Annotated in this window: 21 protein-coding genes; 17 read left to right on the top strand and 4 right to left on the bottom strand. The window is 49.8% G+C overall.

From position 1 onward, the window contains the following. Positions 1-218: 218 nt before the first annotated feature. From ACAN54_RS23055 to holA, 3 genes are all read left to right on the top strand, one after another. Complete coding sequence (locus ACAN54_RS23055) at positions 219-767, top strand: RNA polymerase sigma factor (protein ID WP_379161060.1); 549 nt, start codon at positions 219-221, stop codon at positions 765-767. Next, positions 764-1,981, top strand: a complete 1,218-nt coding sequence (locus ACAN54_RS23060; RefSeq protein ID WP_379161062.1) for an anti-sigma factor family protein — start codon at positions 764-766, stop codon at positions 1,979-1,981. The genes ACAN54_RS23055 and ACAN54_RS23060 overlap by 4 nt, the downstream gene beginning before the upstream one ends. A 325-nt stretch (positions 1,982-2,306) precedes the next feature. Continuing rightward, positions 2,307-3,326: a DNA polymerase III subunit delta gene (holA, locus tag ACAN54_RS23065; protein WP_379161064.1), complete on the top strand. Its 1,020-nt coding sequence runs from the start codon at positions 2,307-2,309 to the stop codon at positions 3,324-3,326. A gap of 215 nt (positions 3,327-3,541) precedes the next feature. Here the strand turns inward: holA and rpsT are convergent, their stop codons facing one another. Next, positions 3,542-3,814 (bottom strand): 30S ribosomal protein S20, encoded by a 273-nt coding sequence (rpsT, locus tag ACAN54_RS23070; RefSeq protein ID WP_379161066.1) that lies wholly within the window; start codon positions 3,812-3,814, stop codon positions 3,542-3,544. Positions 3,815-3,993: 179 nt separating this feature from the next. On the opposite strand from rpsT, the gene gpr reads away from it, so the two are divergent. From gpr to ACAN54_RS23100, 6 genes are all read left to right on the top strand, one after another. Continuing rightward, positions 3,994-5,004, top strand: a complete 1,011-nt coding sequence (gpr, locus tag ACAN54_RS23075; RefSeq protein ID WP_379161068.1) for a GPR endopeptidase — start codon at positions 3,994-3,996, stop codon at positions 5,002-5,004. A gap of 220 nt (positions 5,005-5,224) precedes the next feature. Beyond that, on the top strand, positions 5,225-6,541 hold the full coding sequence (locus ACAN54_RS23080) for a stage II sporulation protein P (RefSeq protein WP_379161070.1): 1,317 nt from the start codon (positions 5,225-5,227) through the stop codon (positions 6,539-6,541). A gap of 15 nt (positions 6,542-6,556) precedes the next feature. Further along, a complete protein-coding gene (locus tag ACAN54_RS23085) occupies positions 6,557-7,066 on the top strand; it encodes a hypothetical protein (protein ID WP_379161072.1) in 510 nt (169 codons plus the stop codon). Positions 7,067-7,173: 107 nt separating this feature from the next. After that, positions 7,174-8,988, top strand: a complete 1,815-nt coding sequence (lepA, locus tag ACAN54_RS23090) for a translation elongation factor 4 (RefSeq protein WP_379161074.1) — start codon at positions 7,174-7,176, stop codon at positions 8,986-8,988. 129 nt (positions 8,989-9,117) lie between these two features. Next, positions 9,118-10,290, top strand: coding sequence for a radical SAM family heme chaperone HemW (hemW, locus tag ACAN54_RS23095; RefSeq protein ID WP_379161077.1), 1,173 nt, complete (start codon positions 9,118-9,120; stop codon positions 10,288-10,290). A 92-nt stretch (positions 10,291-10,382) separates the two neighbouring features. Continuing rightward, complete coding sequence (locus ACAN54_RS23100; RefSeq protein ID WP_379161584.1) at positions 10,383-10,874, top strand: N-acetyltransferase; 492 nt, start codon at positions 10,383-10,385, stop codon at positions 10,872-10,874. 180 nt (positions 10,875-11,054) lie between these two features. Here the strand turns inward: ACAN54_RS23100 and ACAN54_RS23105 are convergent, their stop codons facing one another. After that, positions 11,055-11,792, bottom strand: a complete 738-nt coding sequence (locus tag ACAN54_RS23105; RefSeq protein WP_379161079.1) for a hypothetical protein — start codon at positions 11,790-11,792, stop codon at positions 11,055-11,057. A gap of 305 nt (positions 11,793-12,097) precedes the next feature. Between ACAN54_RS23105 and hrcA the strand changes: the two genes are divergently transcribed. From hrcA to dnaJ, 4 genes are all read left to right on the top strand, one after another. Then, the gene (gene hrcA, locus ACAN54_RS23110) at positions 12,098-13,129 is read left to right on the top strand and encodes a heat-inducible transcriptional repressor HrcA (protein WP_379161082.1); all 1,032 of its coding nucleotides are present in this window, start codon (positions 12,098-12,100) and stop codon (positions 13,127-13,129) included. Between the two features lie 48 nt (positions 13,130-13,177). Continuing rightward, positions 13,178-13,768: a nucleotide exchange factor GrpE gene (grpE, locus tag ACAN54_RS23115; RefSeq protein WP_379161084.1), complete on the top strand. Its 591-nt coding sequence runs from the start codon at positions 13,178-13,180 to the stop codon at positions 13,766-13,768. A gap of 102 nt (positions 13,769-13,870) precedes the next feature. Then, complete coding sequence (dnaK, locus tag ACAN54_RS23120; RefSeq protein ID WP_379161086.1) at positions 13,871-15,715, top strand: molecular chaperone DnaK; 1,845 nt, start codon at positions 13,871-13,873, stop codon at positions 15,713-15,715. 120 nt (positions 15,716-15,835) lie between these two features. Further along, on the top strand, positions 15,836-16,960 hold the full coding sequence (gene dnaJ / locus ACAN54_RS23125; protein WP_379161088.1) for a molecular chaperone DnaJ: 1,125 nt from the start codon (positions 15,836-15,838) through the stop codon (positions 16,958-16,960). Between the two features lie 258 nt (positions 16,961-17,218). Here the strand turns inward: dnaJ and ACAN54_RS23130 are convergent, their stop codons facing one another. Then, positions 17,219-21,349, bottom strand: coding sequence for a S8 family serine peptidase (locus ACAN54_RS23130; RefSeq protein WP_379161090.1), 4,131 nt, complete (start codon positions 21,347-21,349; stop codon positions 17,219-17,221). Between the two features lie 648 nt (positions 21,350-21,997). On the opposite strand from ACAN54_RS23130, the gene ACAN54_RS23135 reads away from it, so the two are divergent. The 3 genes from ACAN54_RS23135 to ACAN54_RS23145 all read left to right on the top strand — a co-directional run bounded on the left by ACAN54_RS23135 (position 21,998) and on the right by ACAN54_RS23145 (position 23,125). Further along, positions 21,998-22,369, top strand: a complete 372-nt coding sequence (locus ACAN54_RS23135) for a hypothetical protein (RefSeq protein ID WP_379161092.1) — start codon at positions 21,998-22,000, stop codon at positions 22,367-22,369. Positions 22,370-22,435: 66 nt separating this feature from the next. After that, positions 22,436-22,615, top strand: coding sequence for a YfhD family protein (locus ACAN54_RS23140; protein ID WP_379161094.1), 180 nt, complete (start codon positions 22,436-22,438; stop codon positions 22,613-22,615). Between the two features lie 135 nt (positions 22,616-22,750). Then, positions 22,751-23,125 carry a hypothetical protein gene (locus ACAN54_RS23145; protein ID WP_379161096.1) on the top strand — a complete coding sequence of 125 codons (375 nt, stop codon included), beginning with the start codon at positions 22,751-22,753 and terminating at the stop codon, positions 23,123-23,125. A gap of 127 nt (positions 23,126-23,252) precedes the next feature. On the opposite strand, the gene ACAN54_RS23150 is transcribed toward ACAN54_RS23145, so the two are convergent. Then, entirely contained in the window at positions 23,253-24,209 is a 957-nt protein-coding gene (locus ACAN54_RS23150; protein WP_379161098.1) for an AraC family transcriptional regulator, read from the bottom strand. A gap of 165 nt (positions 24,210-24,374) precedes the next feature. Here ACAN54_RS23150 and ACAN54_RS23155 point away from each other — a divergent pair, with 165 nt between their 5' ends. Beyond that, positions 24,375-26,129, top strand: coding sequence for an ABC transporter ATP-binding protein (locus ACAN54_RS23155; protein ID WP_379161100.1), 1,755 nt, complete (start codon positions 24,375-24,377; stop codon positions 26,127-26,129). The last annotated feature ends 63 nt before the right edge of the window (positions 26,130-26,192 follow it).

The following is a 26,192-nucleotide window of genomic DNA, read 5'->3' on the forward strand; positions in this document are numbered from 1 at the left end:
ACAACAGCCGGTGTGCGCCTTGAGAAGGGTACAGCCGGCTGTTGTGCGTTTTTCTGGTTTCATTTTTGTTACAATCTTTCTATAAAAGAGTATTTGAATGATTGAAGCTTCCCCTGTATGCTTAGTAAGGATTATGGATACCGAAAAAATCATTATAGGCTTGCAACAAATTCGCAGTCTTGCGCGTCAGTAAGATTGCATAGAGAGGGGGAACCTTCGTGGTGGAGCAGGGACTCATCAGAGCCGCTCAAGCGGGCGATCGCGACGCTCTAATCACCCTATTGCGAGAAATTGAAGGGCATGTGTATAAGACGGCCTTCTACATTCTGCATAATGAACAGGATGCTTTGGATGCTTCACAGGAGGCGCTTATCCGCGTGTATACCAAAATCGGTTCTTACGAGGAAAAAGCCCAGTTCAAAACGTGGGTACAGCGGATCGTGACCAACATATGTATTGATAAGTTCAGAAGAACGAAACCAACGGTTTCCATGGATGAACATGAAATGGTGTTTCCAGATACACATAATGTGGAGCGGGAAGTGTTGTCCGGCTATCTGGCGGAGGATATACGGGAGGCGATTGATCAGCTTCCAGAACATCACCGTACAGTAATCGTACTGCGGTATTTGCAGGATTTCTCCTACAACGAGATTGCAGATTCGCTGGACCTGCCCTTGAACACAGTGAAATCGTATCTGTTCCGGGCTAGGCAGCAATTACAGAACAGACTTCAGGAGTATCAGAAAGGGGGTGTATCAGGATGAAATGCGCGGAGGTGATGGAATGGATGCACCGCTATCTGGATCATGACTTGAGCCAAGATGAAATTATAGAAATGTTCCGTCATATCGATAATTGCCCTTCGTGCGCGGATGTCTTTGACCGTCTGAGTGTGCTCTCCCAGCAACTTGAGCAGCTGCCGGATGTGAAACCACCTTTCAGTCTGGTTGATTCGATCTTGCCGCAACTTGACAAGCTGGATCAAGGTGTCCAGGAACCAACCATGAAAAGTATAGATGAATCCAAGGTTGCTCCGTTCACACGTAAAAACTCCCGTGGCAAATTCTTTAAAGGATCTTCCATGGCAGCACGGACAGGTATTGGCGCAGCGGCAGCGGCAGTGATACTGCTTATCGCTATTTTTAACATGCCTGATAGTATGCCTGCAGCAGATATGGATATGGCACTCAATAAGGCTGCAGATACAAACTCTGGACAGACTATGCAAAAAACGGATGAGGCTACAGCGTCTGGACCGGTTGCAGCACAGGACGGCAGCACAGATCGTGCGGCAGGGATTACGGAACAGAACAACCGTACCTTTTCAGCTGCCGAGAACAATCCTGGAGTTGCTGAAGAAATAGTGACTCCGTCTGCAGTGGCGACTCCGGATTCCCCGGCAGTGGCACCTGATCCAACCAAAGAGCCGGCATCCTTAAAGCGGCAGATCACGGTAGAGCCTGATACTACTACGGCTACACCAGGAGTACAGGATATGAGGATAAGCAGTTCTGATCCGGATACCAGCAGCGGGGACAACGCTCAGGACAGTGCGCCAGAAAGCAAAGCCGGAGCGGATAATCCCGAAAGTGAATCCAAGAAGCTTCCTTCATCGGAAGAAGCTGGGGTGATGAGTTTGTTGCCGGCACTGGTTGCACCCTCGCCATGGACATCACCGGATGGACGTTTTGATGCTGAGCTTGCTGGCCAGCAGCTTGTACTCTATTCCATACCAGCAGGCGCTGCCAGAGACGATTGGAAGGTACTGACCTCGTTTCCCCTGGAAGGGGAATGGGTATCCGGCCAATGGTCGGAAGACAGCCGTGTATTCACTTATGTGACCCTACAGAACGGCAGTGAAATTACTAAGACTTACACCATCCCGGATTCGGTAGTATCTCCCGCCCCATCCGGCTCACCTTTACCTTCTTCTTCTGCACCTGCGGCTACTCCGGACGCGGCAACGTCTACAAATTAATCGCAGAGTGGAACTTTTTACGCAGTATAGGAATATACTATAGTAAGAGGACAGGAGATACAGGATCGTGAGAACCATCGGTATGACCGCCGGCTGGAAAGTTTCTAGAGCTTTTCCTACCGTCGTTTATATAGATGCGCCGCGGAAACGGAGCAACTTTGGCCATGGCTGCCGGAGTTGCTCCGTTTTTGCGCAAATATATGGATTTATATTTTTCACGCTACATACAGCTGATTCAGCGAAGCTGGTTCCGCTTGATGCCTATGTTTAAAGATGCTTTTTTGTTACAATAATCAGAGACTGAAATGGAAAAGGAAGTGGCGGGATGGATGCCAAAACGGCGGCCAAGGACATCAAACAAGGAAATGTTTCGCCACTCTATGTGCTGTACGGCAGCGAGAAGTTCCGGATGAATGAATTTGCGGCTTTTCTGGAGGAACACCTGATAGCCAAAGAGGACCGGGATTTTGCAGTTATTCCCTTTGATCTGTCCGAGACGCCGGTGCAGGCGGTTGTGGAGGAAGCAGAGACTGTGCCGTTTATGGTAGAACGGAAGCTCCTGCTGGTGCGTGATGCCTCCCTGTTCACCGCAGGAAAGGAAAATGCCAAGATCGAACATCGCGTAGAGGTTCTCACTGATTATTTACAGCATCCTACAGAATTCAGTGTGATCGTCTTTATGGTCAATAATGACAAACTGGATGAGCGCAAAAAAATCGTCAAGACGGTCAAGGCTGCTGGAACAGTGCTTGCCTTCAATCCGCTGGGTGCAGAGGAATTGCTGCGCTGGGTCGAGAAAGGCCTGCGTGACCGGGGCTGCGTGTCTGCACCGGGTGCCGCAGCAGCTCTTGTGGCAAATGCCGGAACAGGGCTGCAGGGGTTGTCGGCAGAGATGGACAAGCTAAGCCTGTTCGCAGGTAAGGGCGGGACCGTGGATACTGCAGCGATTGAGAGCTTAGTGCACCGGGGGACCGAACAGAACGTGTTCACACTGGTGGAGGATATTGCCAATCTGCGGCTTGATAAGGCGCTGAATACACTTTATGAGCTGCTGAAGCAGCGAGAAGAGCCGATCAAGATTGCGGCGCTGATTGCGCGGCAGTTCCGGATGATTTTACAGGTGAAGGATTTGTCCGCCCAGAGTTACTCACAAGGCCAGATCGCTTCCCAGCTCGGGCTGCATCCGTATGCCGTCAAGCTTGCTGGCGAACAAGCGCATAAGTTCGAGAGCCAGCGGCTGCGGCAGATTCTCAGCTTTCTGGCTGACCTCGACTACCAGATGAAGACAGGGGCCATCGACAAGGTGCTGGGCTTGGAGATGTTCATGTTACGGCTGGGAGCCTAACGGTGAACCTGGTGATTATAAGACTGCGAGTACAACAAAAGCCTGCTCCTTAGCGTAAGTACGCTAACGGGCAGGCTTTTGCTGAAACCTAAGACTTAAATATGCCAGATGCTATAAAGGATCCTGCTATATCTCACTAGAGAACAAAAAAACCTAACCGTATGCAGCATAACGGTCAGGTTCTTATAGTGCTCATTATTAATGTCGCCCTTGGCTTAGGCTTGAGCCTGGAGAGCGTTCAATTTCTTCGCCAAGCGGGATTTTTTGCGGGCAGCCGCATTTTTATGAACCAGGCCTTTAGTTACAGCCTTGTCCAGCTTTTTGGAAGCAGCTTGGAAAGCAGCTTGAGCAGTTTCCACTTCAGTACCAGTCAGTGCTACATCAGCAGTTTTCACAGCTGTACGAAGCGCGGATTTCTGGGAAGCGTTCAGTGCACGGCGTTTTTCGGCCGTCTTGACGCGTTTTACCGCGGATTTGATATTTGGCATTGCATTCACCTCCTGAAAGACATTCGAAATCATCAAATGATTCACAACTTAAAATAGTTTAGCATGAGCGCTCATAAAATGCAAGACTAATGCTTTTAATTTAACCCTTTCCGGTTTGAATAAAGCAAGGCCTTCTCTCGCACACTATCACCAATATGAATAAGGAGGCTGAACTAATAATGGAACTGGATCTTCAGCTATATTCGGTACGCACAGATTTGGCGCTGGAAGCCAAAGAAATGGCTCAGGGACCGCAAAAATCGCCGATCCCCGGTGTGAACGAAGAGGTAGAAGAGGCGGATGGCATTAAGGTTACCCGTCTTGCCGTAGCGAATCAGGCGGGCTCGCAGGCTATTGGACGCGCTATAGGAAACTATGTGACGCTGGAGGTCCCGGCATTGCGCGGCGGAGATACCGGCCTGCAGCAGAAGGTATCCATGGTTTTTGCCAAGGAATTTGAACAGTTCATGGACAGAATCGGTATTGACCGCAATTCGTCGGTGCTGATTGTCGGCCTCGGCAACTGGAACGTAACTCCGGATTCACTCGGACCGCTCGTAGTAGAGAATGCGCTGATTACACGCCAGTTCTATGAGCTGGTTCCCGATCAAGTTGCCCCGGGTTACCGCAATGTGAGCGCAATAGCCCCTGGTGTCCTGGGGCTGACTGGGATTGAGTCAAGCGAAGTGGTTCAGGGAATCGTGGACCGTACCAAGCCCGACGTGATTATTGCGATAGATGCACTGGCATCCCGTTCACTGGAACGGATTAATACGACCATTCAAATTGCTGATATCGGTATCCATCCCGGCTCTGGGATTGGTAATAAACGGCGTGGGTTAACCAAGGAAATTCTTGGGATTCCCTGCATTGCGATCGGCGTTCCTACCGTCTGTTATGCTTCGACCATTGTGAACAATGTGCTGGAGATGATGAGCCAGCATTTTGGACAGGTTGGGGCCGGAGCAGCCCATACCAAAGAGATTATGGGGATGCTGGACGATATCTCTGAACAGGAACGGCTGTCGCTCGTCAAAGAAGTGCTGGAACCGCTCGGGCATGATCTGATTGTTACGCCGAAGGAAATTGATGAGTTTATTGAAGAAATCGCCAACATTGTGGCCAGCGGACTGAACGCTGCGCTGCATGAGGCTGTGGATCCCGGTAATGTGGGAGCATACACCCACTAAGACCTGTCCTGCGGTATACCACGCCCGCCCAGTCTGCCTGCCGGCAAGCTGCGGTCGGGCTTTTTTTCATATAAACAGAAGCATGCTTCATTAAAATGGGACTTGCAAGAGTGACAAGCTGAGCTGCCTTCTTCTCTCATTTCAGGTTCTAGCAATCCTCCTCTGCTCATAGATTGGGAGTATAAGAGATTACAGAGGGCTGGAGGAGGACATAACAATAATGAACAGAAAATGGTTTCAGCTATGGAATATCGGCCGGCTGCGCGGTAAGCTGCTGGACATTCTGTCGCTGGGGAGAACAATGCTGCTGCTGGCCGGAGGTTCACTTGTATTTTTCATGCTGCTTGGAGCCGGAGGATTGGCCGGACAGAAGCTCAACTCTTCACCCATTCCCTCAATGAAAGGGTTAGCTGCATCCTTATCGAGCGGATTTTTTATGGAACTGCTGGGGCTCGAGGTTCCGCACCTGCCGAAGGGTGAAGAGCCGTCTGCATTTTCGGGTAAGAACGTAACCTCTTTCGTATTTCGGATGCTGACCAGTGTGGACCCCGGGGATCCGAAAAGTCTGATCTCCCGCGAGGTTCCAGGGCTGGCTGCGGATGATCCGTTCCTGCTGCGCCTGGGCTCTGGAGGGGCGAAGGATGCGCCTGCGGATTACCATCCGGGAACGGACGATCTGGCAGCCGCAGACTCCGGGGGAGAGGGTATCGGTGATACTGTAGGAGCAGAAACAGAGCCGGACGAAACAGAAGCAGGCGACGGATCGGACGGGCCGGATGGCGGAGAAACGGCTGCACCTAAGCCTACCGTGACACCGGATTCAGAAGGCAGTAAAGATAGTCAGTCTGTACCCGGCAGCAGCCAGGATACTTCGATCAAGCGGATCTTAATCTATCATTCCCATCCCCGCGAGGCATATAACCCGTTGCTGGGCGTACAAAGTGACAATCCTAGCTCTGCTATTCCTTCCAAAAATGTAATGCTGGTAGGATCATATATTGCCAAAAGACTGGAGCAGCGCGGAATTGGTACGGTTCATGTACAAGAAGATTACGCTACGAAGGTGCCGGACTACAATTGGAACTTTTCCTATAAATATTCAAGAATGACGGTCAAGGCTGTATTAGGCGCCAACCAGGAAATGAATGAAATGATCGATATCCACCGGGATTCGCAGCGGCATGGCAAAACGACTGCCGTCATTGACGGGAAAAGTTACGCCCAAGTGTATTTTATCCTCGGTCATGCGAATAAAGATTGGAAGAAGAACGAGGCGTTCGCCAACAAAATCCATCAATTGCTCGAAAAAGACTATCCTGGCGTTTCCCGTGGTATCTGGGGTAAGTCCTCCGGAAATGGCAATAATGGTGAGTATAATCAGACTCTTTCTCCGAATAGTGTATTAATAGAAGTCGGTGGAATCGACAATTCAGCAGATGAGTTGAAAAGAACGGCAGATATTTTGGCAGATGCTATCGCTGATGTGTACTGGAACAGCCACGACGCGGAAAAAGCCGCGGCACCGGTTCATAAATAGAAGGGAGTGCATGAAATGTCGCGGTTCGGCAAAAAACTGGTTATGGTCGGCATATCAGTGGGGATTGGTATATTGGCAGGCATGCAGTTCGGCAGCGGAGGAGGAACAAATACCTCTACAGTGTTGCCTGGCTGGAATGGTGCAACCGGGACAGCCGGGACAACCGGGACAGTCAACGCTGCTCCCTCTACCCGGAAGACTGGGGTGCAATCTGTCCCGGGCTCAAGTCTGGCGCAGGGAGGGCAAGCCTATGTGTATGTTCCTGTAGCAGTAGACCCGGTCACAGGTGCATACACGGTTGTTCCGGGGCAGTTGCAATCTGCTGGGGGATCTAACGCGGCTGCTAATCTGCCGCAGCAGGAGGCCCCCGATTACAGCAGCATGAGCCCTGAGCAGATCCTTATACCTGAGGAACAAAAGCCTACGGTAGACAAGCTTGCCGACAAAACTGCAGGGCTGCTGCAAGAAGCGTCGCAAAAGAGCATACGCTGGGTAGTCTCACTGTTCGATTCCGCTGAAGAATAAACTACCACAGACTTTTTCTTCGGCCGTCCGGGGCGACGGGATTGATGGGCGAAGCGCGGACTGCTATAATAAGTGGATTAACATTAGGCTGTCTGTGGGGGTAAGGAATGACTGACGTTCAGAAAAGACAACAACAAATCCGCAATTTCTCGATTATTGCACATATAGACCATGGTAAATCGACATTGGCCGACCGCATTTTGGAGTACACGGGCGCACTTACTTCGCGTGAAATGCAAGAGCAGGTGCTCGACCAGATGGATCTGGAGCGCGAGCGCGGCATCACCATCAAGCTGCAGGCCGTCCGCCTGACCTATCGTGCCGATGATGGACAGGATTATTATCTTAATCTGATTGATACACCGGGGCATGTCGATTTCACGTATGAAGTTTCCCGCAGTCTTGCGGCCTGCGAAGGTGCACTTCTCGTGGTGGACGCTGCACAGGGAATTGAAGCCCAGACCCTCGCCAACGTATATCTGGCACTGGACAACAACCTGGAAATTCTGCCGGTCATCAACAAGATCGATTTGCCGAATGCAGACCCTGAACGGGTCAAGCAGGAGATTGAGGATGTTATCGGACTGGATACCAGCGAAGCGGTATTGGCATCTGCCAAAGCAGGTATCGGCATCAAGGAGATTCTGGAGCAGGTGGTCAAGCAGGTGCCTGCGCCAAACGGCAATTCCGAAGAACCGCTGAAAGCGCTGATTTTTGACTCGCATTATGATCCGTACAAAGGTGTTATTGTGTATGTGCGTGTAATTGATGGCAGCATCCGCGCCGGTTCGAAGATCAGAATGATGGCAACCGACAAAACTTTTGAGGTCATTGAGGTTGGAGCGTTCATGCCGCGTATGAGTATTGTGTCGGAGCTGAACATAGGCGATGTCGGCTTCATTGTAGCCGGGATCAAACATGTCGGCGACACCCGAGTCGGGGATACCGTAACGGATGCGAAGAATCCCACACCGGAGCCGCTGCCTGGTTACCGCAAGATTAACCCGATGGTATATTGCGGTCTGTATCCGATCGAGACCTCGGACTATAATGATCTCCGGGAAGCCCTGGAGAAATTACAGCTTAACGATGCCTCACTCAGCTTTGAGCCGGAAAGCTCAAGCGCTCTGGGCTTTGGCTTCCGCTGCGGCTTCCTCGGACTTCTGCACATGGAGATTATTCAGGAGCGGATCGAACGCGAGTTCAATCTGCCGCTGATCACAACCGCGCCAAGCGTTATTTACCGCATTAAGCTGACCAACGGTGAGACCATTCAGATCGACAACCCGTCGCATTATCCGGAGATTGGCACTATCGACTATATTGAAGAGCCCTATGTCAAAGCCGCAATCATTGTGCCGAACGACTATGTCGGAACGGTGATGGAGCTGTGCCAGAACAAACGCGGGGAATTCGTCAACATGGAGTATCTGGACACAAGCCGTGTGACTATCACATATGAGATTCCATTGTCCGAGATTGTCTATGACTTCTTTGATCAGCTGAAGTCAGGAACGAAGGGCTATGCGTCCTACGATTATGAAGTATCTGGCTACCGCCAGTCGAATCTGGTCAAGATGGACATTCTGCTGAATAATGAGCAGGTCGATGCCTTGTCATTCATCGTCCACCGCGACCGCGCCTATAACCGCGGCCGTATCATCTGTGAGAAGCTGCGCGGCATTATTCCTCGGCAAATGTTCGAGGTGCCGATCCAGGCTTCTGTCGGCACAAAGGTCGTGGCCCGCGAGACGGTTAAGGCGATGCGCAAGAACGTACTTGCCAAATGCTACGGCGGTGACATTTCGCGTAAGCGGAAGCTACTGGAGAAGCAGAAGGAAGGCAAGAAGCGCATGAAGCAGGTAGGCAGCGTTGAAGTGCCGCAGGAAGCATTCATGGCGGTTCTGAAGATAGATGAGTAGCCGCAAGGCTTGCTTTTGCTTTTGCTGAACGATATGGCCCAGAATGTACTGAAGGGAAGCCTGACGGCTTCCCTTTTCTGGCTAGATATAAATATATAGTTCATCTTATTTTGAATAAAGGAGACAGCTATGACAAACCTGAATAATGGCCGTCCCCCGGAGGCCGTATACATTCATATTCCTTTCTGCACCAATAAATGTTTTTACTGCGATTTCAATTCCTACGTCCTGAAGGATCAGCCGGTCATGGATTACCTGGAGGCTCTGGACCGGGAGATGGAACTTACGGTGAAGAATACGCCGCCTGGTGTGATTAAGACGATTTTTGTCGGCGGAGGAACCCCTACAGTACTGAAACCGTATGAAATGGCCTTTTTCCTACAATCGGTCCGCAGACACTTTCCCCAGTGGGATGAGAATATAGAATTTTCTATGGAAGCTAATCCCGGAACCACTGATAAAGATAAGCTCGCAGTCATGAAGGAAGGCGGCGTCAACCGGGTCAGCTTTGGCGTGCAGGCTTTTCAGAATGATCTGCTCAGCGGCATTGGACGCATTCATAACGTGGATGATGTCTACCGCAGTCTGGAGAACGCGCGCAGTGTGGGTCTGCATAATCTCTCGGTTGATCTTATGTTCGGACTGCCGAACCAGAGCGTCGATATGCTGAGAGAGAGCATAACCAAGGCGCTTGAGCTGGATTTGCCGCATTATTCAATTTACAGCCTCAAGGTCGAGGAAAATACACTGTTCCATACCCTCTTCAACAAGAACAAGCTTCCGCTGCCAAGCGAAGAGGATGAACTGGAGATGTACCTTCTACTCATGTCTACTATGGAAGCCGCAGGCTATGGCCAGTATGAGATCAGCAATTTTGCCAAGCCGGGGATGGAGAGCCGTCACAATATTACGTACTGGCGCAATGAGGATTATTATGGTCTCGGTGCCGGTGCGCATGGATATGTGAAACGGCAGCGACATATGAATATCAAGGGTGTGAATCCTTATATTGAAGCTTCGCTTAAGGGGCTTCCGCGTTTGGATAGCTTCACAGTCTCTGAGCAGGAGGCGATGGAGGACTTCATGATGGTGGGTCTGCGCATGCGTGAGGGCGTCTCGGATCAGGCGTTCCGGACACAGTTCGGGAAGTCCCTGCAGGATATTTTCGCCGGATCACTGAACAAAATGCTTGCTGCGGGCCTGCTTGATCAGGATGGGGACATCTATCGTCTAAGCAAGCAGGGTATCCTATTTGGGAACGATGTTTTCGGTGAATTTGTCGGTGCTTTGACAGAGGTTTAATTTTAAAATACCTCTTGAATTGTAATTCACTCTGTTGTATATTTATTCATATTAACAACGAGGGGTGAGTCACAGTGCTTGTCAAAACGGATATGTTCCACCAGTCGGCTCCTGCGGGAGACCACAAGGTGATATGCAGAAATGCAACGGTGGAGGATGTAGAGCCGCTGTATTTAATGATAGAAGAATATGCTCAGCGCGGAATTATGCTTCCCCGTTCCAGGCAAGCACTGACCCGCCAGATCGACCAGTTCGTGATTGCCGAATTAGACGGTAAATTCATCGGCTGCGGATCACTGTTCAGACTGGGCGCTGATCTTGTAGAGGTGCGTTCGATTGGATTGCGTGATGAGGGTAAAGGCAAAGGCGTAGGCTCGATGATCCTGGAGAAGCTGACGGAAGAAGCCAGACGCCAGAAGATCCCCAAGATTATGGCGCTGACCTATGCGGTGGATTTTTTCCTCAGAAATGGTTTTAGCGTTGTGGAGAAGGAGATTTTTCCTGAGAAGGTCTGGACCGATTGCGTGAACTGCAAGAAGCAGCATTGCTGTGATGAAATTGCTGTGCTGAAGAAGCTGGATTAATATCGGAGTGGCCTTATACCTGAGGGATTATTTTATATAATATACAGAAACCACTTTTCTGCAGGGCGGAAGTCGCTTGCGAAAAGTGGTTTTTTTGTTAACTTGTGATATACATGGTGTGAATGAGGATGAATAGGGATTTGGCGGTATTGGGTGAGGCTAATGCATACAGTAGACAAATTATTTGATGTAGATCAACTTACGCTGCTCTTCCACTAGCCGGGCAAGTTCAGGTGTGGCATAACAGGAAGGATGGAAGGCTTCGAACATCGTGTTATAGGTAATTCTTCTGCTGGAGCCGTCGATCATTTCAATTTCAAGCCAGTATTTATCCCCAACCCATTGTTTGGTCTCTTTCGACAACTGGTCAAACGGGATGTATTTGAGCTTCGGATACTCCCGGATGAATACGGCGTTAGCCTCAGGTGTGAAATCCTTCAAGGGACTCCCGTCCATGCCGCTGATAAAACGGACAGTCTTGATTTTGCCTGCGATATCAAGCAGATCGTTAAGGGTCTGCGCAGAAGGGTTATCAGTAGCCTCATACAGCCTGTCTCCTGCCATTATCCGGGCCGAGTATTTATAACCTTGTACTGTGTAGAGTGGTGTTCCCACTTCTAGCACAGTGGTATCTCCATCCTTCATAGGATTACGGGGGCACTTATGGTCAGCTTTGCGGTAGCTGATTTTACCGATTGGATCTCCTGTTTTCAACCCGCTGATATCCCCGTTACTATTATCCATATAGGTAATGCCATCCCATTGGAGGACAGGAGCATACTCAAGCTCACCATAATAACATTTGTATGGCCCTATTTTCTCCAGCATCCCGCCCGGCGAACAGCCTGACAACATAATGGCGGTCAAGGTCATCATTATGCTGAATGAGGTTAAGAACCATCGTCTGAGTGATTTCATTTCACACCCCCTTTAATAACAGACGAAGGAATGCGGCAATGGTTGCGGAAATGTTCCTGAAGTATGGATTTATCTTGAAAAAAATACAATTTAAGCGGATTGATCTGCTCTTATTTGAATAAAAGGGAATGCAACTGGTCTGCCGTACGTCCCGGAAGCCCGGCTGGGCTGAAATAGGCGAACCCAAGATACTGAACTGACTTGACAATGCTAAGGTCAGTTTGGTATTTTTGTATTAGTGGTTAGCACTCATCTGACTCGAGTGCTAACGAATCGGGAGCCACAGCCGACAGGAGGGGATTTGCATGTTAACCGAACGCCAGAGAATGATATTAAATGCCATCGTAGATGATTACATTACTTCTGCCGAGCCGGTTGGTTCGCGAAGCATTTCCAAACGGGGAGATGTAGGCTACAGTCCTGCAACCATCCGCAATGAAATGGCCGACTTGGAGGATTTGGGCTATCTGGAACAGCCACATACTTCAGCAGGACGAATTCCTTCCCATAAGGGCTACCGATATTATGTGGATCATCTGGTACCGTGGAATTCTGCGGGATCGGCAGAAATGGGCACGATCCGTGAATTTTTTGCCGAGAAGCTTAATGCAACAGAGCAGGTTATCCAGCATGCGGCAATGATTCTTTCCAATATGACGAATTACACTTCCATCCTTCTGGGGCCGGAGGTTTTTCATACTTCATTGCGCCATTTCCAGCTGCTGCCGCTGGACGACAACACCGCCGTGGCGATCATTGTTACAAGTACCGGTCAGGTGGAGAATAAGACTGTAAGCATCCCACCGGGGATTTCCCTGTCCGAGATGGAGAAAGTGGTTAATCTGCTGAACAGCAAGCTGGTGAATGTTCCGCTCTACAAGCTGAAGAGCCAGCTCTATTCCGAGCTGGGGGAGGAAATGCAGCGCCACATCTCCCACTATGAAGAATTAATGAAGGTGCTGGATACGGCACTTGAAAGTGACCATGAACAGCGCATTTATCTTAGTGGAGCGACCAATATGCTTACCCAGCCGGAGTTCAAGGACGTCGACAAGGTGAAGAATATTCTCGACCTGCTGGAAGAAACACCTACGCTCCTCAAAATGCTTGCTCCCGCATCCGGAGGGCCTGGAATGCAGGTGCGTATCGGTATGGAGAATAAGCATGAGGCGTTTGCCAACTGCAGTCTGATTACAGCCACATATTCGCTGGACGGGAAGGCGCTTGGAAGCATTGGCATCCTGGGTCCGACCCGGATGGAATATGCGCGTGTAATGGGCATACTGGGTATTCTGTCCCGTGATTTGACAGCGATGCTGGCACACTGGTATAAGTGAACAGAGCGTAATTGATTTCGTGACTGATTATAAGGAGGTGAAGACAACTTGAAAGAGCAAGAGATTCAGGATACCAATGAAATTAACGATCAGGCAATACATGAGAATCAGGCAGCTGATGAGGCTGAAGTAGTCACTGAGAATGGTGCACCAGCTTCAGAACAGGCCTTCGAGGAGGCTTCTGGAACTGGAGAAGCCGCTAGACGCCTACAGGAGCTGGCAGAAGAATATCAAGGACGCGCGCTGCGTGTGCAAGCCGATTTTGACAACTTCCGCCGCCGTACCCAGAAGGAAAAAGAGGAACTGGCACAGTATGCTACAGCCAAGCTTGTAGGAGAACTGATTCCGGTACTCGACAACTTCGAACGTGCCATTGCCACAGCTCCGGCCAGTCCGGAATTCGAAGCCTTTAACAAAGGTGTGAATATGATTTTCCAGCAGCTGGAAGGGGTTTTGAAGTCTGAAGGCCTTACAGCCATGGAATCAGTAGGACAGCCTTTCAACCCTGAATACCATCAGGCTATCATGCAGGTGGAGAGTGAGGAGCACGAGGAAGGTATCGTGACGGAAGAGGTCCAGAAGGGCTATCTCCTGAAAGATAAGGTTCTTCGTCCCGCTATGGTCAAAGTCAGCATGTAGTTCTGTCTATATATGCAGGTTGTAAATGGGATCCATTACATTACTTAATAGAAAATCTAACTGGAGCTAAGGCTCCATATCATTTTGAGGAGGCACATTACTGTGAGTAAAGTTATCGGTATTGACTTAGGAACCACCAACTCTTGCGTGGCTGTTATGGAAGGCGGCGAAGCCGTCGTTATTCCGAATCCGGAAGGTGCTCGCACCACTCCGTCGGTTGTAGGCTTCAAGAAGGACGGCGAACGTATCGTCGGTGAAACAGCCAAGCGCCAGGCCATCACGAACCCGGACCGCACTATCGCTTCCATCAAACGCCACATGGGCACCAGCCACAAAGAAAGCATTGACGGCAAAGACTACTCTGCTCAAGAGATCTCGGCCATGATTCTGCAAAAGCTGAAATCCGATGCTGAAGCTTATCTGGGCCAAACCGTTACCCAAGCGGTTATCACCGTTCCAGCCTATTTCAATGACAGCCAGCGTCAAGCAACCAAGGATGCAGGTAAAATCGCCGGTCTGGAAGTTCTGCGTATCGTGAACGAACCAACGGCTGCGGCTCTTGCTTACGGTCTGGAGAAATCCGAAGACCAAACCATCCTCGTCTATGACCTTGGTGGCGGTACATTCGACGTATCCATTCTTGAATTGGGCGACGGCTTCTTCGAAGTAAAAGCTACAAGCGGTGACAACCGTCTGGGCGGCGACGACTTTGACCAAGTGGTTATGGATTACCTCGTAGCTGAATTCAAAAAAGAACAGGGTATCGACCTGAGCAAAGATAAAGCGGCAGTACAACGTCTGAAGGATGCTGCTGAAAAAGCGAAAAAAGAACTGTCCGGCGTACTGACTACTACAGTATCCCTTCCGTTCATCACTGTGGTTGACGGCGTGCCTCAGCATCTCGAAATCAACCTGACCCGTGCCAAGTTCGATGAGCTGACTGCAGGGCTGGTTGAACGCACATTGGGACCTACCCGTCAGGCGCTGAGAGATGCGGGTATGACTCCGGCTGATCTGAACAGAATCGTGCTCGTGGGCGGTTCCACACGTATTCCTGCCGTACAGGATGCGATCAAGAAGCTTACCGGCAAAGAGCCTCACAAAGGCGTTAACCCGGATGAAGTGGTAGCCCTCGGTGCAGCCGTACAAGCGGGTGTATTGACTGGTGACGTAAAAGACGTGGTATTGCTTGACGTAACTCCACTGTCCCTGGGTATTGAAACTGCGGGCGGCGTGTTCACGAAGATGATCGAACGCAATACTACGATCCCTACAAGCAAATCACAGGTGTTCTCGACTTTTGCCGACAACCAGCCAAGCGTAGAAATCCACGTGCTACAAGGTGAACGTCAGATGGCGAACGGCAACAAGACACTGGGACGCTTCATGCTGAACGAGATTCCGCCAGCACCGCGCGGCGTACCGCAAATCGAAGTTACCTTCGATATTGACGCCAACGGTATCGTAAACGTATCTGCAACCGATAAAGGTACCAATAAGAGCCAGAAGATCACCATCACCTCTTCCAGCGGCCTTAGCGATGCTGAAGTAGAACAAATGATGAAGGATGCCGAGCTGCATGCTGAGGAAGACCGCAAGCGTAAAGAATTGGTAGAAGCGAAGAACTCTGCCGACCAACTCGTGTATTCCACAGATAAAGTAATCAAAGACCTGGGCGACAAAGTGGACGCTGCTGAAGTAGACAAAGCGAACGCTGCCAAGGATAAGCTCAAAGCAGCTCTGGAAACTGACAACCTGGAAGACATCAACGCGGCTACAGAAGCGCTGACTGAGATCGTACAGCAACTGTCCGTGAAGCTGTATGAACAGGCTGCTCAAGCAGAACAAGGCGCAGAAGGCGGCCAGGGAGCTGCAGAAGGCGCGAAGAAAGACAATGTTGTGGACGCTGACTACGAGGTTGTTGACGACGAGAAGAATCAAGGGTAACCTTAGACGATAAGTGTATTCTGTACGAAGGGAAGGTCAAGACCGGGGCATCCCGTGTTTTGGCTTTCCTTTTAACATGTTACAGGGAAATCTGAGTATTGATGTGCGGAGGTGAAAGCAGTGGCAGATAAACGCGATTATTATGAGGTTCTGGGCCTCGGAAGAGATGCTTCAGACGATGATGTGAAGAAGGCGTACCGCAAGCTGGCACGCCAGTATCATCCGGACGTCAATAAAGCCAGCGATGCAGAGGCTAAATTCAAAGAAGTAAAAGAAGCCTACGATGTGCTTAGCGACGGCCAGCAACGCGCAAGGTATGACCAATATGGGCATATCGACCCTAATCAGGGCATGGGCGGCGGCTTTGGCGGTGGCGGCGGTGATTTCGGAGGGCTTGGCGATATTTTCGATATGTTCTTCGGCGGCGGTGGCCGTCGTGATCCGAACGCTCCGCAGCGCGGCGGTGATTTGCAGTACACCATGACCATTGAGTTCAAGGAAGCGGTATTCGGTAAAGAAACCGACATTACTATTCCACGCACGGAGACCTGCGATACCTGCTTCGGCTCCGGTGCCAAACCCGGTACCAAACCGGAAACCTGTTCCGTATGCCACGGCAGCGGACAACAGGAATTCGTGCAGAACACACCACTTGGACAAATGCGCAACCGCCGTCCTTGTTCCCATTGCTCAGGCACAGGCAAGATCATCAAGGAAAAATGTACAACATGTGCCGGCCAGGGTAAAGTCAAGAAACAGCGCAAGATCCATGTGCGTATTCCAGGTGGGGTCGATGATGGTGCACAGCTGCGCATGACCGGCGAAGGCGAAGGCGGTACACGCGGCGGTCCTGCAGGCGATTTGTACATTGTAATCCGTGTGAAGACACATGATTTCTTCGTACGCGAGAACGATGATATTATGTGTGAGGTTCCCTTAACGTTTGCCCAGGCAGCGCTTGGCGACGAGATTGAGATTCCAACCCTGACCGAAAAAGTGAAGCTCAAGATTCCAGCAGGCACACAGACCGGAACCTTCTTCCGGCTGAAAGGTAAGGGTGTTCCCCACCTGCGCGGCTCTGGAACAGGTGATCAGCATGTACGGGTGATCGTCGTGACACCTAGCAAGCTAAGTGATGAGCAGAAAGACCTGCTCCGCCAGTTTGCTTCATACAATGGCGAGAACACGCATGAACAGGAGCAATCCTTCTTTGACCGTGTAAAGCGTGCATTCCGCGGAGACTGATGGATTGCAGATTCTTGCACAGCAATAACATATAGATTCATACAGACGGCTGCACATCCCTTTAGAGGACGTGCAGCCGTTTTTGTTGGTATGGAAATCTCATCGGATATCGGGCAGTATTGTTTGAACTAGAATTCATATAAAGGTATTGATAAATGCAAAAAAAGAAGACCATGTATGGCTCAGCCATACACGGTCTTCTGGTTCACAGTGACTTTGGTACTTTGCCATGCAAGCTGGAGAAACAGAGAGTATTAATTAGTCAATTAATCCAATCTTGCTGAGCAGCTGGTAGAGTGCAGCAGCTGCTGTCTCACGGGTTGCTGGAGCAGTAGGATTGAAAGCAGTTCCTGCTTCACTACCGATGATACCCGCTTGGGACAAGACTTGTAAGCTGTCCTTTGCATAAGGTGCTACTTTGGCACTGTCGGTATAGGTTGTGAATGAAGGGTTAGCAGCGGCTTTCGGTTCAGTTCCAGTCAGTTTAAGCGCTCTGTCAAGAATAACAGCAAGTTCTTGACGGGTTACCTTTTGAGTTGGAGCAAATTTGCCGTTGCCAATGCCCAGAATCAGGCCTGCTTTGGAAGCAGCAGCAACATCATTAGCATACCAGTCAGATGATTTCACATCGGAGAAGGTAACGCTGGCATCCGTACGTAATCCAAGTGCACGGGTCAACAGTGCGGTGAACTCAGCACGTGTCAGATTGCTCAGCGGCGAGAATGTCGTTGCTGAAGTGCCTTGGATGATCAGCTTGTCGGCCAAGGTCTGAATCGCAGCAGCCGATTTGGAAGCGGCGATATCTGTGAATGCGGCAGCCGGTTTGCTTACTGCAGCATACACCGAGAAGCCAGGACGGCTCACTGTCACGATTGTCGTTCCATCCGACTGCGGAGTGAATTTAGAAGCAACCGGAGTTACAAGTCCCTTCTCTTCAAAGAGCACACCTGCAGTTTTTGGCTGGATCGCACCAGGTACTGTAAAGGATCTCTTAATGAAAACATTATTAGGAACGTTCAAGTAAGTGCTGCTTGTAGCTGTAGTCCAGGAAGCTTCAAATGAAACCGGGGTTCCGATTACCGTTGAACCTGGAGTGCTTGCAGTCAGCTTGCTTGCAGCGTCAGGCTGTTGCTTAAGGTCAAGCTTCAGGCTTTGGCCAGCAGGAGCAGCGGAGAGCAGGGATATTGGCAAGGATACAGCAGAACCGCCAATGTTAACAATAATGGAACTGCCTGATTTGATTCCAGCCAGCAGCTTCACTTGATCAGCAGTCAAGCTTAGTACTGCAGCCTTATCAGAGATAGTACCTACGGAGACCACAACGGCAGTCTTGGAGGCAGCGGCATTCACAGTAGCTGTCTTCAGGTCACTGTCGCTAACGGTTACCGTGGTTACGCCATCCTTCGATACGGTTAGAGGGGTTACACTTACCGGTGTAGCCCCTTCTTCTATAAGGGATTTGGCTGCAACAGGGATCACTGGCGCAGTTGGGGCAGTTACACCGCCACCGCCACCGCCGCCGCCAACATTACCGGGATCTCCGCCTGCTGTAGGGGCAGAACCCGTAATAAAGCGGAAAGAGGTATAGGAGCTGTAATATTTGTCATTATTCAAATCAATCTTGATAGGTCCTTTGGTATTGTCTTTTGCAGTGATAGCCAGGATCTCAAGTTTATAGACCCCATCCGTGATCGTTGCTACTGCAGGCTTGCCGTTAGCATCAACAATAGGATCACCGTTGCTGTCATAAGGCTGGTAGGTAGATCCTATGACCGTGCTGTAACTACCCGGTGCAAAGAATTTATCCGGTGCGCCCGTGGTGGCTACCTGGAAGGAACCTTTTTTGACATCGTCCAGACCCACCAGATTGACTTCATAATAGTTGATGTCATCAGCTTTCAGTTTGTAGGAAAGAGCAGCTGATGAATTAGAGTACACGATCGGTGAGCTGATCACCGCTTCCTGTACACCAGTGCCCCAATCTGGCTGTTCAGCTTTATCACTGATATGAACAGTAAATGGCAGATGGAGTGTTGGTTGTCCTGCGGCTGTCAACACTACATTACCTTGGTACAGCAATTCAGGATCAGCGGCTAATGAAACAGCCAGGTTGAGATTAAATCCTGTTGTGCCCAGGGCGGAGGCGGTTATGGTTGTTTTGTCCAAAGTGGCAGTCACATTATCCTCATCTCCATAATTCCATTCCACAGAGGCAGCATACGTAACGTCACTGTTGCTTACGTTCTTTAACTGCAGTGCTTTGCTGCCCATCGAACCCGGTACCATCACGCCGAAGCCTGTTGAAGGATTGTAGTTCGTGACATTCTGAGACACATAGTTTTTGTCCAGAATGGAAATAGGCTCAACCGCTTCGAGTAATGCTGGCGTCAAGATTGCATTCTCAACATTGGCCCGGCCGGGACCTTGAACATACAGATCTTCAGGATCTCCATTATAGAATAGAGAATCTGCCGTGTTCGCCAGAGCGGCACGAATGTCGAATGGCGTATATTCCGGATGTGCCTGCTTGATCAACAGTGATAAACCTGCGACATGTGGAGTAGCCATACTTGTACCGCTGATACGGTTATACGCCTTGGTATAATCTCCGCCATAAGCTGGCCAAGTAGATAGTACTCCGTCACCAGGAGCTACAATGTCTGGTTTAATGCTCAGGTTGCTATCCACATTTGGACCCCAGGAGGAGAAGCTGGTCACCTCATCACCTGCAGACATTGCCGGATGATAGTCCGTTCCAAAGGTGAAAAAGGTTGGAGTGTTTCCATTGTCTAGAATAGCTCTTGCTAGCGCGCGGCCTTTAATCCCTTCAATGTCGAACGTCGGAATATTGTCGTATCCGTCGCCAAGATTGAGACCTATGAAGCTATCGCGATCCTTGATATGCTCATCAAGAACGGCGACATTCTTGCCGTTATCGGACTTGAAGTTACCATTGAAGATAACTATAGCTTTAGCTCCATGAGCTTTGGCATTGGCAATTTTATCAACAAATGAAAGATTACCGCGTGATACCAATACGATGGAACCGCTGATATCGTCCTTTGGATAATCTTCTTCTGCACCAAGATTCGCGTATACAACTCGAACTGGATCTGTACCAAGGATGCCGGCAAAATCATCTTTGCCTAACTCATATGCCATCACGTGGAACGGATAGTTAGTGTCATATGTAACCGAGGTTACAGAATTTGAAATTTCCGCCTTGAACTCACCGGAAAAGTCTTTTACCGGGCTGGTTACGGCACCAACGGATATCGCCAGCTGAGATACAGCCGGGGAGCCGAGTGTGAAATATCCAGGTCCATTATTGCCGTTTGCAATAACGGCTACCACGCCTGACAGCACAGCATTATTAATCGCAATGGAATCCGGGGAGTTCACATCTTTTTCGGAATCCGAACCCAGGGACAGGTTGATAACATCCATGCCATCCTTCACTGCATGTTCGATACCGTCGATTACCTGAGCCGATGAACCGGAGGATGTACTTGGCTTCTCAAGATTTCGACCAAGTACCTTGTACACATAAAGATCCGCTCCGGGAGCAACGCCTTTTTGGGCGACATCTCCTTTGGCAGCGTATTGTCCAATAATGGTGCCGGATACATGTGTACCGTGTGAAGTCCCTTCATAACCTACACCGTACGGATCTTGTGCGGGAGTCAGTGGAACTTCTTCATAAGGATCATTGTCCTGATAGAAGGAGTCATAGCCGCCTTTGTATGCTGCAGCAATATCCGGATGCTTATAATCCACACCGGTATCGATTACGCCGACTTTCAGACCGGCACCATTATATCCGTGATCCGCAGCCCATGTGGCACGAATCTGCTCAAGTGGAGCATTGTCATTTCTGTAAGTGGCATTTGTTACTGTCTGATCGGGGAGAGTGTACCAGGTGCTGTTCGGATAAATGGAAGTAACGCCGGGAATCTTCGCCAGCTCCGGAATCTTGTTCGCCGGAACGGTGACTTCAAAGCCGTTCAATATGGTGTCATACTTGTAGTTGACGGTCAGGTTAATGCCTTTGGCTTTAGCCTGGTCCAGCACAGTGCTCTGCTGACTCTTCACCTCAGCTGCGGTAGCTGTTTTGGCTAGAGCCGAGAACCCCTGCTTGGCGGCATATTCTCCGACCGCTGCAGGCTGGCCGCTTAATTGAACAATGACCCGGACATTATTTGAGGATTTGGTATTGATCTGTGGAGAAATAATATTCTGATCTGATTGAATTAAAGATGTTAGATGATTGCTAGATGATGGTGTCTGCAAGCTGTCGGCGGCGAATGCCGCTCCTGGAATCATGCCGGCTGTCACGCCTAGTGACAAGGCTAATACAGACAGCTTACGAGGTAATTTTGTCCACTCCAAATGTAATCCCCTCCAAGTTATGTTATTAGTTCTGGCTCACATCTCTCCTGCTTCAGACAGTTAGCGCGGATTCTCCTTTTCTATTGATCCAGTTTATTTCCGTCTAGATTAGTAGGAAAAATATTAAGAAGATTTTACCACCGGTAAAATGTAAAATCCACACTAAATTTATGAAGTTTTGAGAAAAGACATTTTTTGATGATGTGTAATATGACATACATACCCTTATTATGGTAAATATTAAGCGGAAATACGCCTAAAAATCCAGGAATAAATAAAATTCGGATGATACGAGTTAGGAAATGTGACATAATGTAACTTGAGTCGGAATTCCCCCTCATCTCTATAAAACCAAATTCTAGTAATTTACCAGCTCCTTTAAGAGATTTGTTTCTTTCCTGTAAAGTAAGACAGCAGAACGTTTAAAATTACGTTAATTTTACAGTTAAGTGAGTGGATGTTATATACTACTTTTGTACCATATTAAGGGAAAAGTATAGTTTGGGGAGTTTAAATCCAAGTTAATTCGTAGGGAAAATTCGAGGGGATATAAGGCAATGTTACTTTTAACAGAATGCGCATAAATTCCCCTGCCCGTATGCAAAATAGAAATGTCGCGTATGGCAATCCAGGAAGGCAGGGATATTGATGTCTGAAAAAAATATACTGGCGTATTTTAAGAGTCCCGAAGCTGCCGAAGCAGTTTCCCGCAAGCTGCAATCACTCCGCGTGATTGATATGTCCATAGACCGTTTCAGTAAATATCCGGGAGGGGCCCGGTATTCAGGTAATAATCCGCTGACAGGTGATATTCCCAGTCTGGCAACCATGACGCTTAATTCCACGCTGGATAGTCATTCGGCCGGTATTTTGGCGGCTGCGGATTCAAGTGCGAGCGGTATGAGTCATGGCGGAGAGGGCGGACCTACAGGACGTGATATTTTGCTGACGGTTGTGCTTGATTCGGAGGTGTTTGATCAGGCGCTATCCTTAATTGAAGAGGCGGGCGGAATGATCTGATGCCTCTGGTGTCTATCCAAAGAATATTTCCTGTATGACTAATTCAATTTGGAGGGTGGCAATCAAATGGACAGAGAGAACTCAAAAATCTTTTCTAAGACTGACAAAATGAAAATGTTATATGAAGCGAAGGCGGAGGATGTAGTGTATTCTGCGGCAGAAGCAGATATGGATGATCTGGAGGCGCAGGACCGCTCACTGGAGGCTGATAAACGTCAGCTTCATGAAATTATGAAGAAAGAGTAGCCATAAGGATATTTGGAAATGCCCCACGCCTGTGGGGTATTTTTGTGTTTAGGAGAGGGCAGGGAAAAGAAGTCTTGCTTGCCGGGAACTCATACGTAGTATAATTAGGCAGACAGGTTAAGTAGGAGGATTACTATGGATAACATCGTTTTATGGAGCGGGCTGGCGCTGATGGTGGCGCTTCTCACTTTTTTGAACCAGAAGCAGGTCTACTCTTCAAAAGTGAAAAGGGCTTACGGCGAGCTGCGCGGGCTGACGGTCAAGATCCGCAATGAGCAGTCGGAAGATGCCGATTTGGAACGCTGGGAGAGCGCGCTTGCGGAAATGAATAAGCATCCGAACGAATTCAATAAGCTGGAGGCAGAGATTGGCTTCCGGCGGGCTTATGTTGCATACTTGGAGCAGCACTATCCTCAAGATCCGAGATTGCCCGGTTTACGGGAAGCCGCAGCTTTCCAGAAGGATTCAGTCTGGGGCATTAAAATGGGGGATTACGGCTCGAAAAAATAGCTGTCCCGGAAGATGGAATGAGATAGTGTTGTATTTGTTCTTTTAATAATGTGAGGTAATGGGAATCTCCCAAAAGAGGGGCCTGGCAGCCAAGCCGACGCACTGATGTGCTTACGCTTGCCCAGGCCTATTCCGCGTCTTGTGTCCCGGCCTTATATAATGGCGGCATCAGAAAGTTGGCCGCCTCCGGTTTATTCTTGCGGAAGCCGCCGGGCGTGCAGCCGACCCAGGCGGCGAATTGGCGGCTGAAGCTCTGGACATTGACATAGCCAAGCCGGTAGGCGATTGCCTCAATCGAATCGCTGGTGCTGCCCAGCATCTGCATCGCCTCCTGCTGCTTGAGAATCATCAGATACTGGCGCGGTGACATACCATAGGCTTCCCGGAACAGCCTGTGGCAGTGCCTCCGGCTGATATTAAGGTGGCGTGAGATTTCCTCCAGCCAATCGCTGCCGGCTGTGGCTGTGCCTTCGGCAATTGCGGCATTCTCATTGCCCCGTTCCCCGTTCTTCTCTGTCCTGCGCAGCAGGCCCTCAATTTCCTTGGCTATCAGATAAGCCGGCTCGGGCTGTTCCCCGGGAACCCGCAATGCGGCTTCCCCGCTGAAGTAGCTCTGTATGCACTCCATCAGATTCAGCACCTTGAGCATGACCTGTGTCGTTCGCAGCGGCTCTTCCTGCAACGCAGCCATAAGTTCGGCGATCCACGGCTTCAAAGCTTCATTCAAAGGATGACCCTGCGAATAAAAAGCTTTATTCTCGGTCTCGAACAGCTGGAGCAGCTCGGCTTCTTCAACTTGAATGTGGGCTGCGAAAAAAGCTGCGCCTTCGCGGGAGCCGGCCTCATAACCGTGGAGCTGCATCGGTGAGATGAGTGCGAGATCCCCGGGGCCAAGCTCTTGTTCCTCAGCCCCGTGAAACGCCGTGACTTTCCCCTCCAGCACAAGCAGGAATTCGAACATCATATGATGGACATGCCGGCCGCAGACCCAATCCGGAGCTACAGAGCGAAAGTGAGGGGAATAGAGGCAAATCTCGGGGCGGATATGCGGGAAATATATCTCGGAAGCGGCTGTATCAATCACACTCTGTCATCTCCTTCCAGTCCGATTATGTTAAACAACAGGCGAAACAAGGCCGATCTTGTTATGGATGATTCGCACCTGCCGTTCTATACTGACTAATGATTTGAATTATAGTCTAAAAAGCGGGTGGATAACATGGTAAAACCGGAAATAACGCTTGACTACATGAAGTGGTTTCAACAGGAAACCGATCAAAATGCCAAAATGAATCCGTTCGCACTCTTGACCCGGTTATTCCGTGATCATGGCCGTGAAGTAGGGCTATCGGCGTTCTATTACATGCTGAAGGCATTGCCTGTATGGCTGCTACCGCTTATTACGGCTAACATTATTAACATTGTGAGCTATCCGAAGCAGCATGCCATGGGTGAATTCTGGTTCAATCTGATTGTGATTATAGTGGTCATTCTGCAAAATATACCAACGCATACATTGCATATCAGCTATATCAGTACAGCGGTGCGGCACGTTGAGGCGGGCCTGCGCAGTACTCTCGTGCGCAAGCTGCAGCAGCTGTCGCTGGGATACCATGGCGATATGAACGCGGGCCGGCTGCAGTCCAAGGTACTGCGTGACGTGGAAGCTATTGACTTCCTTTCACGACAGATGATGATGACGATTATTCCGGCGGCCATTAACCTGATCGTAATCATTGGCCTTACGCTTTATCACAGCTGGATGGTCGCCATATTCTTCGTGCTGATGGCTCCGGCCTCCATCTATCTAGTACGTGTGTTCAAGAACAAAATGTCCAGCCGCAACCGTGAGGTGCGGAAGAATATTGAGGCCATGTCCGGCAAGGTGTCGGAGACCGTAGAGATGATTCCGGTAACCCGGGCGCACGGGCTGGAGGATGTGGAGATCCGAAAGGTGGATGCCGCGCTGCAGGATATCCGCGAGCGGGGGCACAGGCTTGATGTTTTGGAAGCTTATTTTGGATCCTCCAGCTGGGTGGTTTTTCAGTTATTCCAGGTCGGTTGTTTGTTTTTCACTGCTTTTCTGGCGCATGAAGGATATATGGAGATTGGTGACATCGTCATGTACCAAGGATTTTTCAATATGATCATCGGCTCGGTAACCTCCATCCTGAATGTATATCCGAACCTGGTCAAAGGGCTGGAATCGCTGCATTCTGTCACGGAAGTGCTACTGTCTACGGATACGGAAGAGTACAAAGGACGTGCTAAGCTGGAGGCTGTCCGCGGCTCCTTCAGCTTTGAGGATGTAGGCTTCCGGTACTCGGAATCCGACCGTCATGTGCTGGAGCATTTTACACTGGATGTGAAGCCTGGTGAGCGGATTGCTTTTGTAGGGGAGTCCGGTTCGGGAAAATCGACGATTCTCAGCCTGATTATTGGTTTCTATAAGCCGCAGAGCGGAGTAATTAAGGTTGACGGGATCCCGATGGATGAGCTGAGCATGAAAAAGTACCGTCAATCGCTGGCGATTGTACTGCAGAACAACATCCTGTTCTCCGGCACCATCCGTGAAAATATCACCTACGGCCTTCCTGGCATCTCTGATGAAAAGGTTCAGCAGGCCGTCTATATGGCTAACCTGCAGGATGTGATTGACAGTCTGCCGCAAGGGCTGGATACCTCGATCGGCGAACATGGCGGCAGGCTGTCCGGAGGCCAACGTCAGCGGATTGCGATCGCCCGGGCCCTGGTCAGAGATCCGCGCATTATTATCCTCGATGAAGCGACCTCCGCACTGGACAATGTCTCGGAACGGCATGTACAAGGTGCCATTGAGGAGCTGATGAAGGACCGCACAACCTTTATTGTGGCCCACCGCCTGTCCACCGTCCGCAATGCCGACCGGATTGTTGTGATGAAGAAGGGCCGGATTGTTGAAGCCGGTACCTATGAAGAATTGCTGGCCATGAACGGTGAATTCTATAAGCTGAAGAATTTATAAGAAATTCACGTTTGAGTCTGCTGAATAGCAGAACTTTTGGGGTTGGCTAGTAAGACCGATGAT

Source organism: Paenibacillus diazotrophicus (genome assembly GCF_042610465.1).

Bases quoted from the DNA above. Each gene is read 5' to 3' on its own strand.
- ACAN54_RS23060 (WP_379161062.1), top strand. From the start codon at position 764: ATGAAATGCGCGGAGGTGATGGAATGGATGCACCGCTATCTGGATCAT.
- holA (WP_379161064.1), top strand. From the start codon at position 2,307: ATGGATGCCAAAACGGCGGCCAAGGACATCAAACAAGGAAATGTTTCG.
- rpsT (WP_379161066.1), bottom strand. From the start codon at position 3,814: ATGCCAAATATCAAATCCGCGGTAAAACGCGTCAAGACGGCCGAAAAA.
- gpr (WP_379161068.1), top strand. From the start codon at position 3,994: ATGGAACTGGATCTTCAGCTATATTCGGTACGCACAGATTTGGCGCTG.
- ACAN54_RS23080 (WP_379161070.1), top strand. From the start codon at position 5,225: ATGAACAGAAAATGGTTTCAGCTATGGAATATCGGCCGGCTGCGCGGT.
- ACAN54_RS23085 (WP_379161072.1), top strand. From the start codon at position 6,557: ATGTCGCGGTTCGGCAAAAAACTGGTTATGGTCGGCATATCAGTGGGG.
- lepA (WP_379161074.1), top strand. From the start codon at position 7,174: ATGACTGACGTTCAGAAAAGACAACAACAAATCCGCAATTTCTCGATT.
- hemW (WP_379161077.1), top strand. From the start codon at position 9,118: ATGACAAACCTGAATAATGGCCGTCCCCCGGAGGCCGTATACATTCAT.
- ACAN54_RS23100 (WP_379161584.1), top strand. From the start codon at position 10,383: ATGTTCCACCAGTCGGCTCCTGCGGGAGACCACAAGGTGATATGCAGA.
- ACAN54_RS23105 (WP_379161079.1), bottom strand. From the start codon at position 11,792: ATGAAATCACTCAGACGATGGTTCTTAACCTCATTCAGCATAATGATG.
- hrcA (WP_379161082.1), top strand. From the start codon at position 12,098: ATGTTAACCGAACGCCAGAGAATGATATTAAATGCCATCGTAGATGAT.
- ACAN54_RS23135 (WP_379161092.1), top strand. From the start codon at position 21,998: ATGTCTGAAAAAAATATACTGGCGTATTTTAAGAGTCCCGAAGCTGCC.
- ACAN54_RS23140 (WP_379161094.1), top strand. From the start codon at position 22,436: ATGGACAGAGAGAACTCAAAAATCTTTTCTAAGACTGACAAAATGAAA.
- ACAN54_RS23145 (WP_379161096.1), top strand. From the start codon at position 22,751: ATGGATAACATCGTTTTATGGAGCGGGCTGGCGCTGATGGTGGCGCTT.
- ACAN54_RS23155 (WP_379161100.1), top strand. From the start codon at position 24,375: ATGAAGTGGTTTCAACAGGAAACCGATCAAAATGCCAAAATGAATCCG.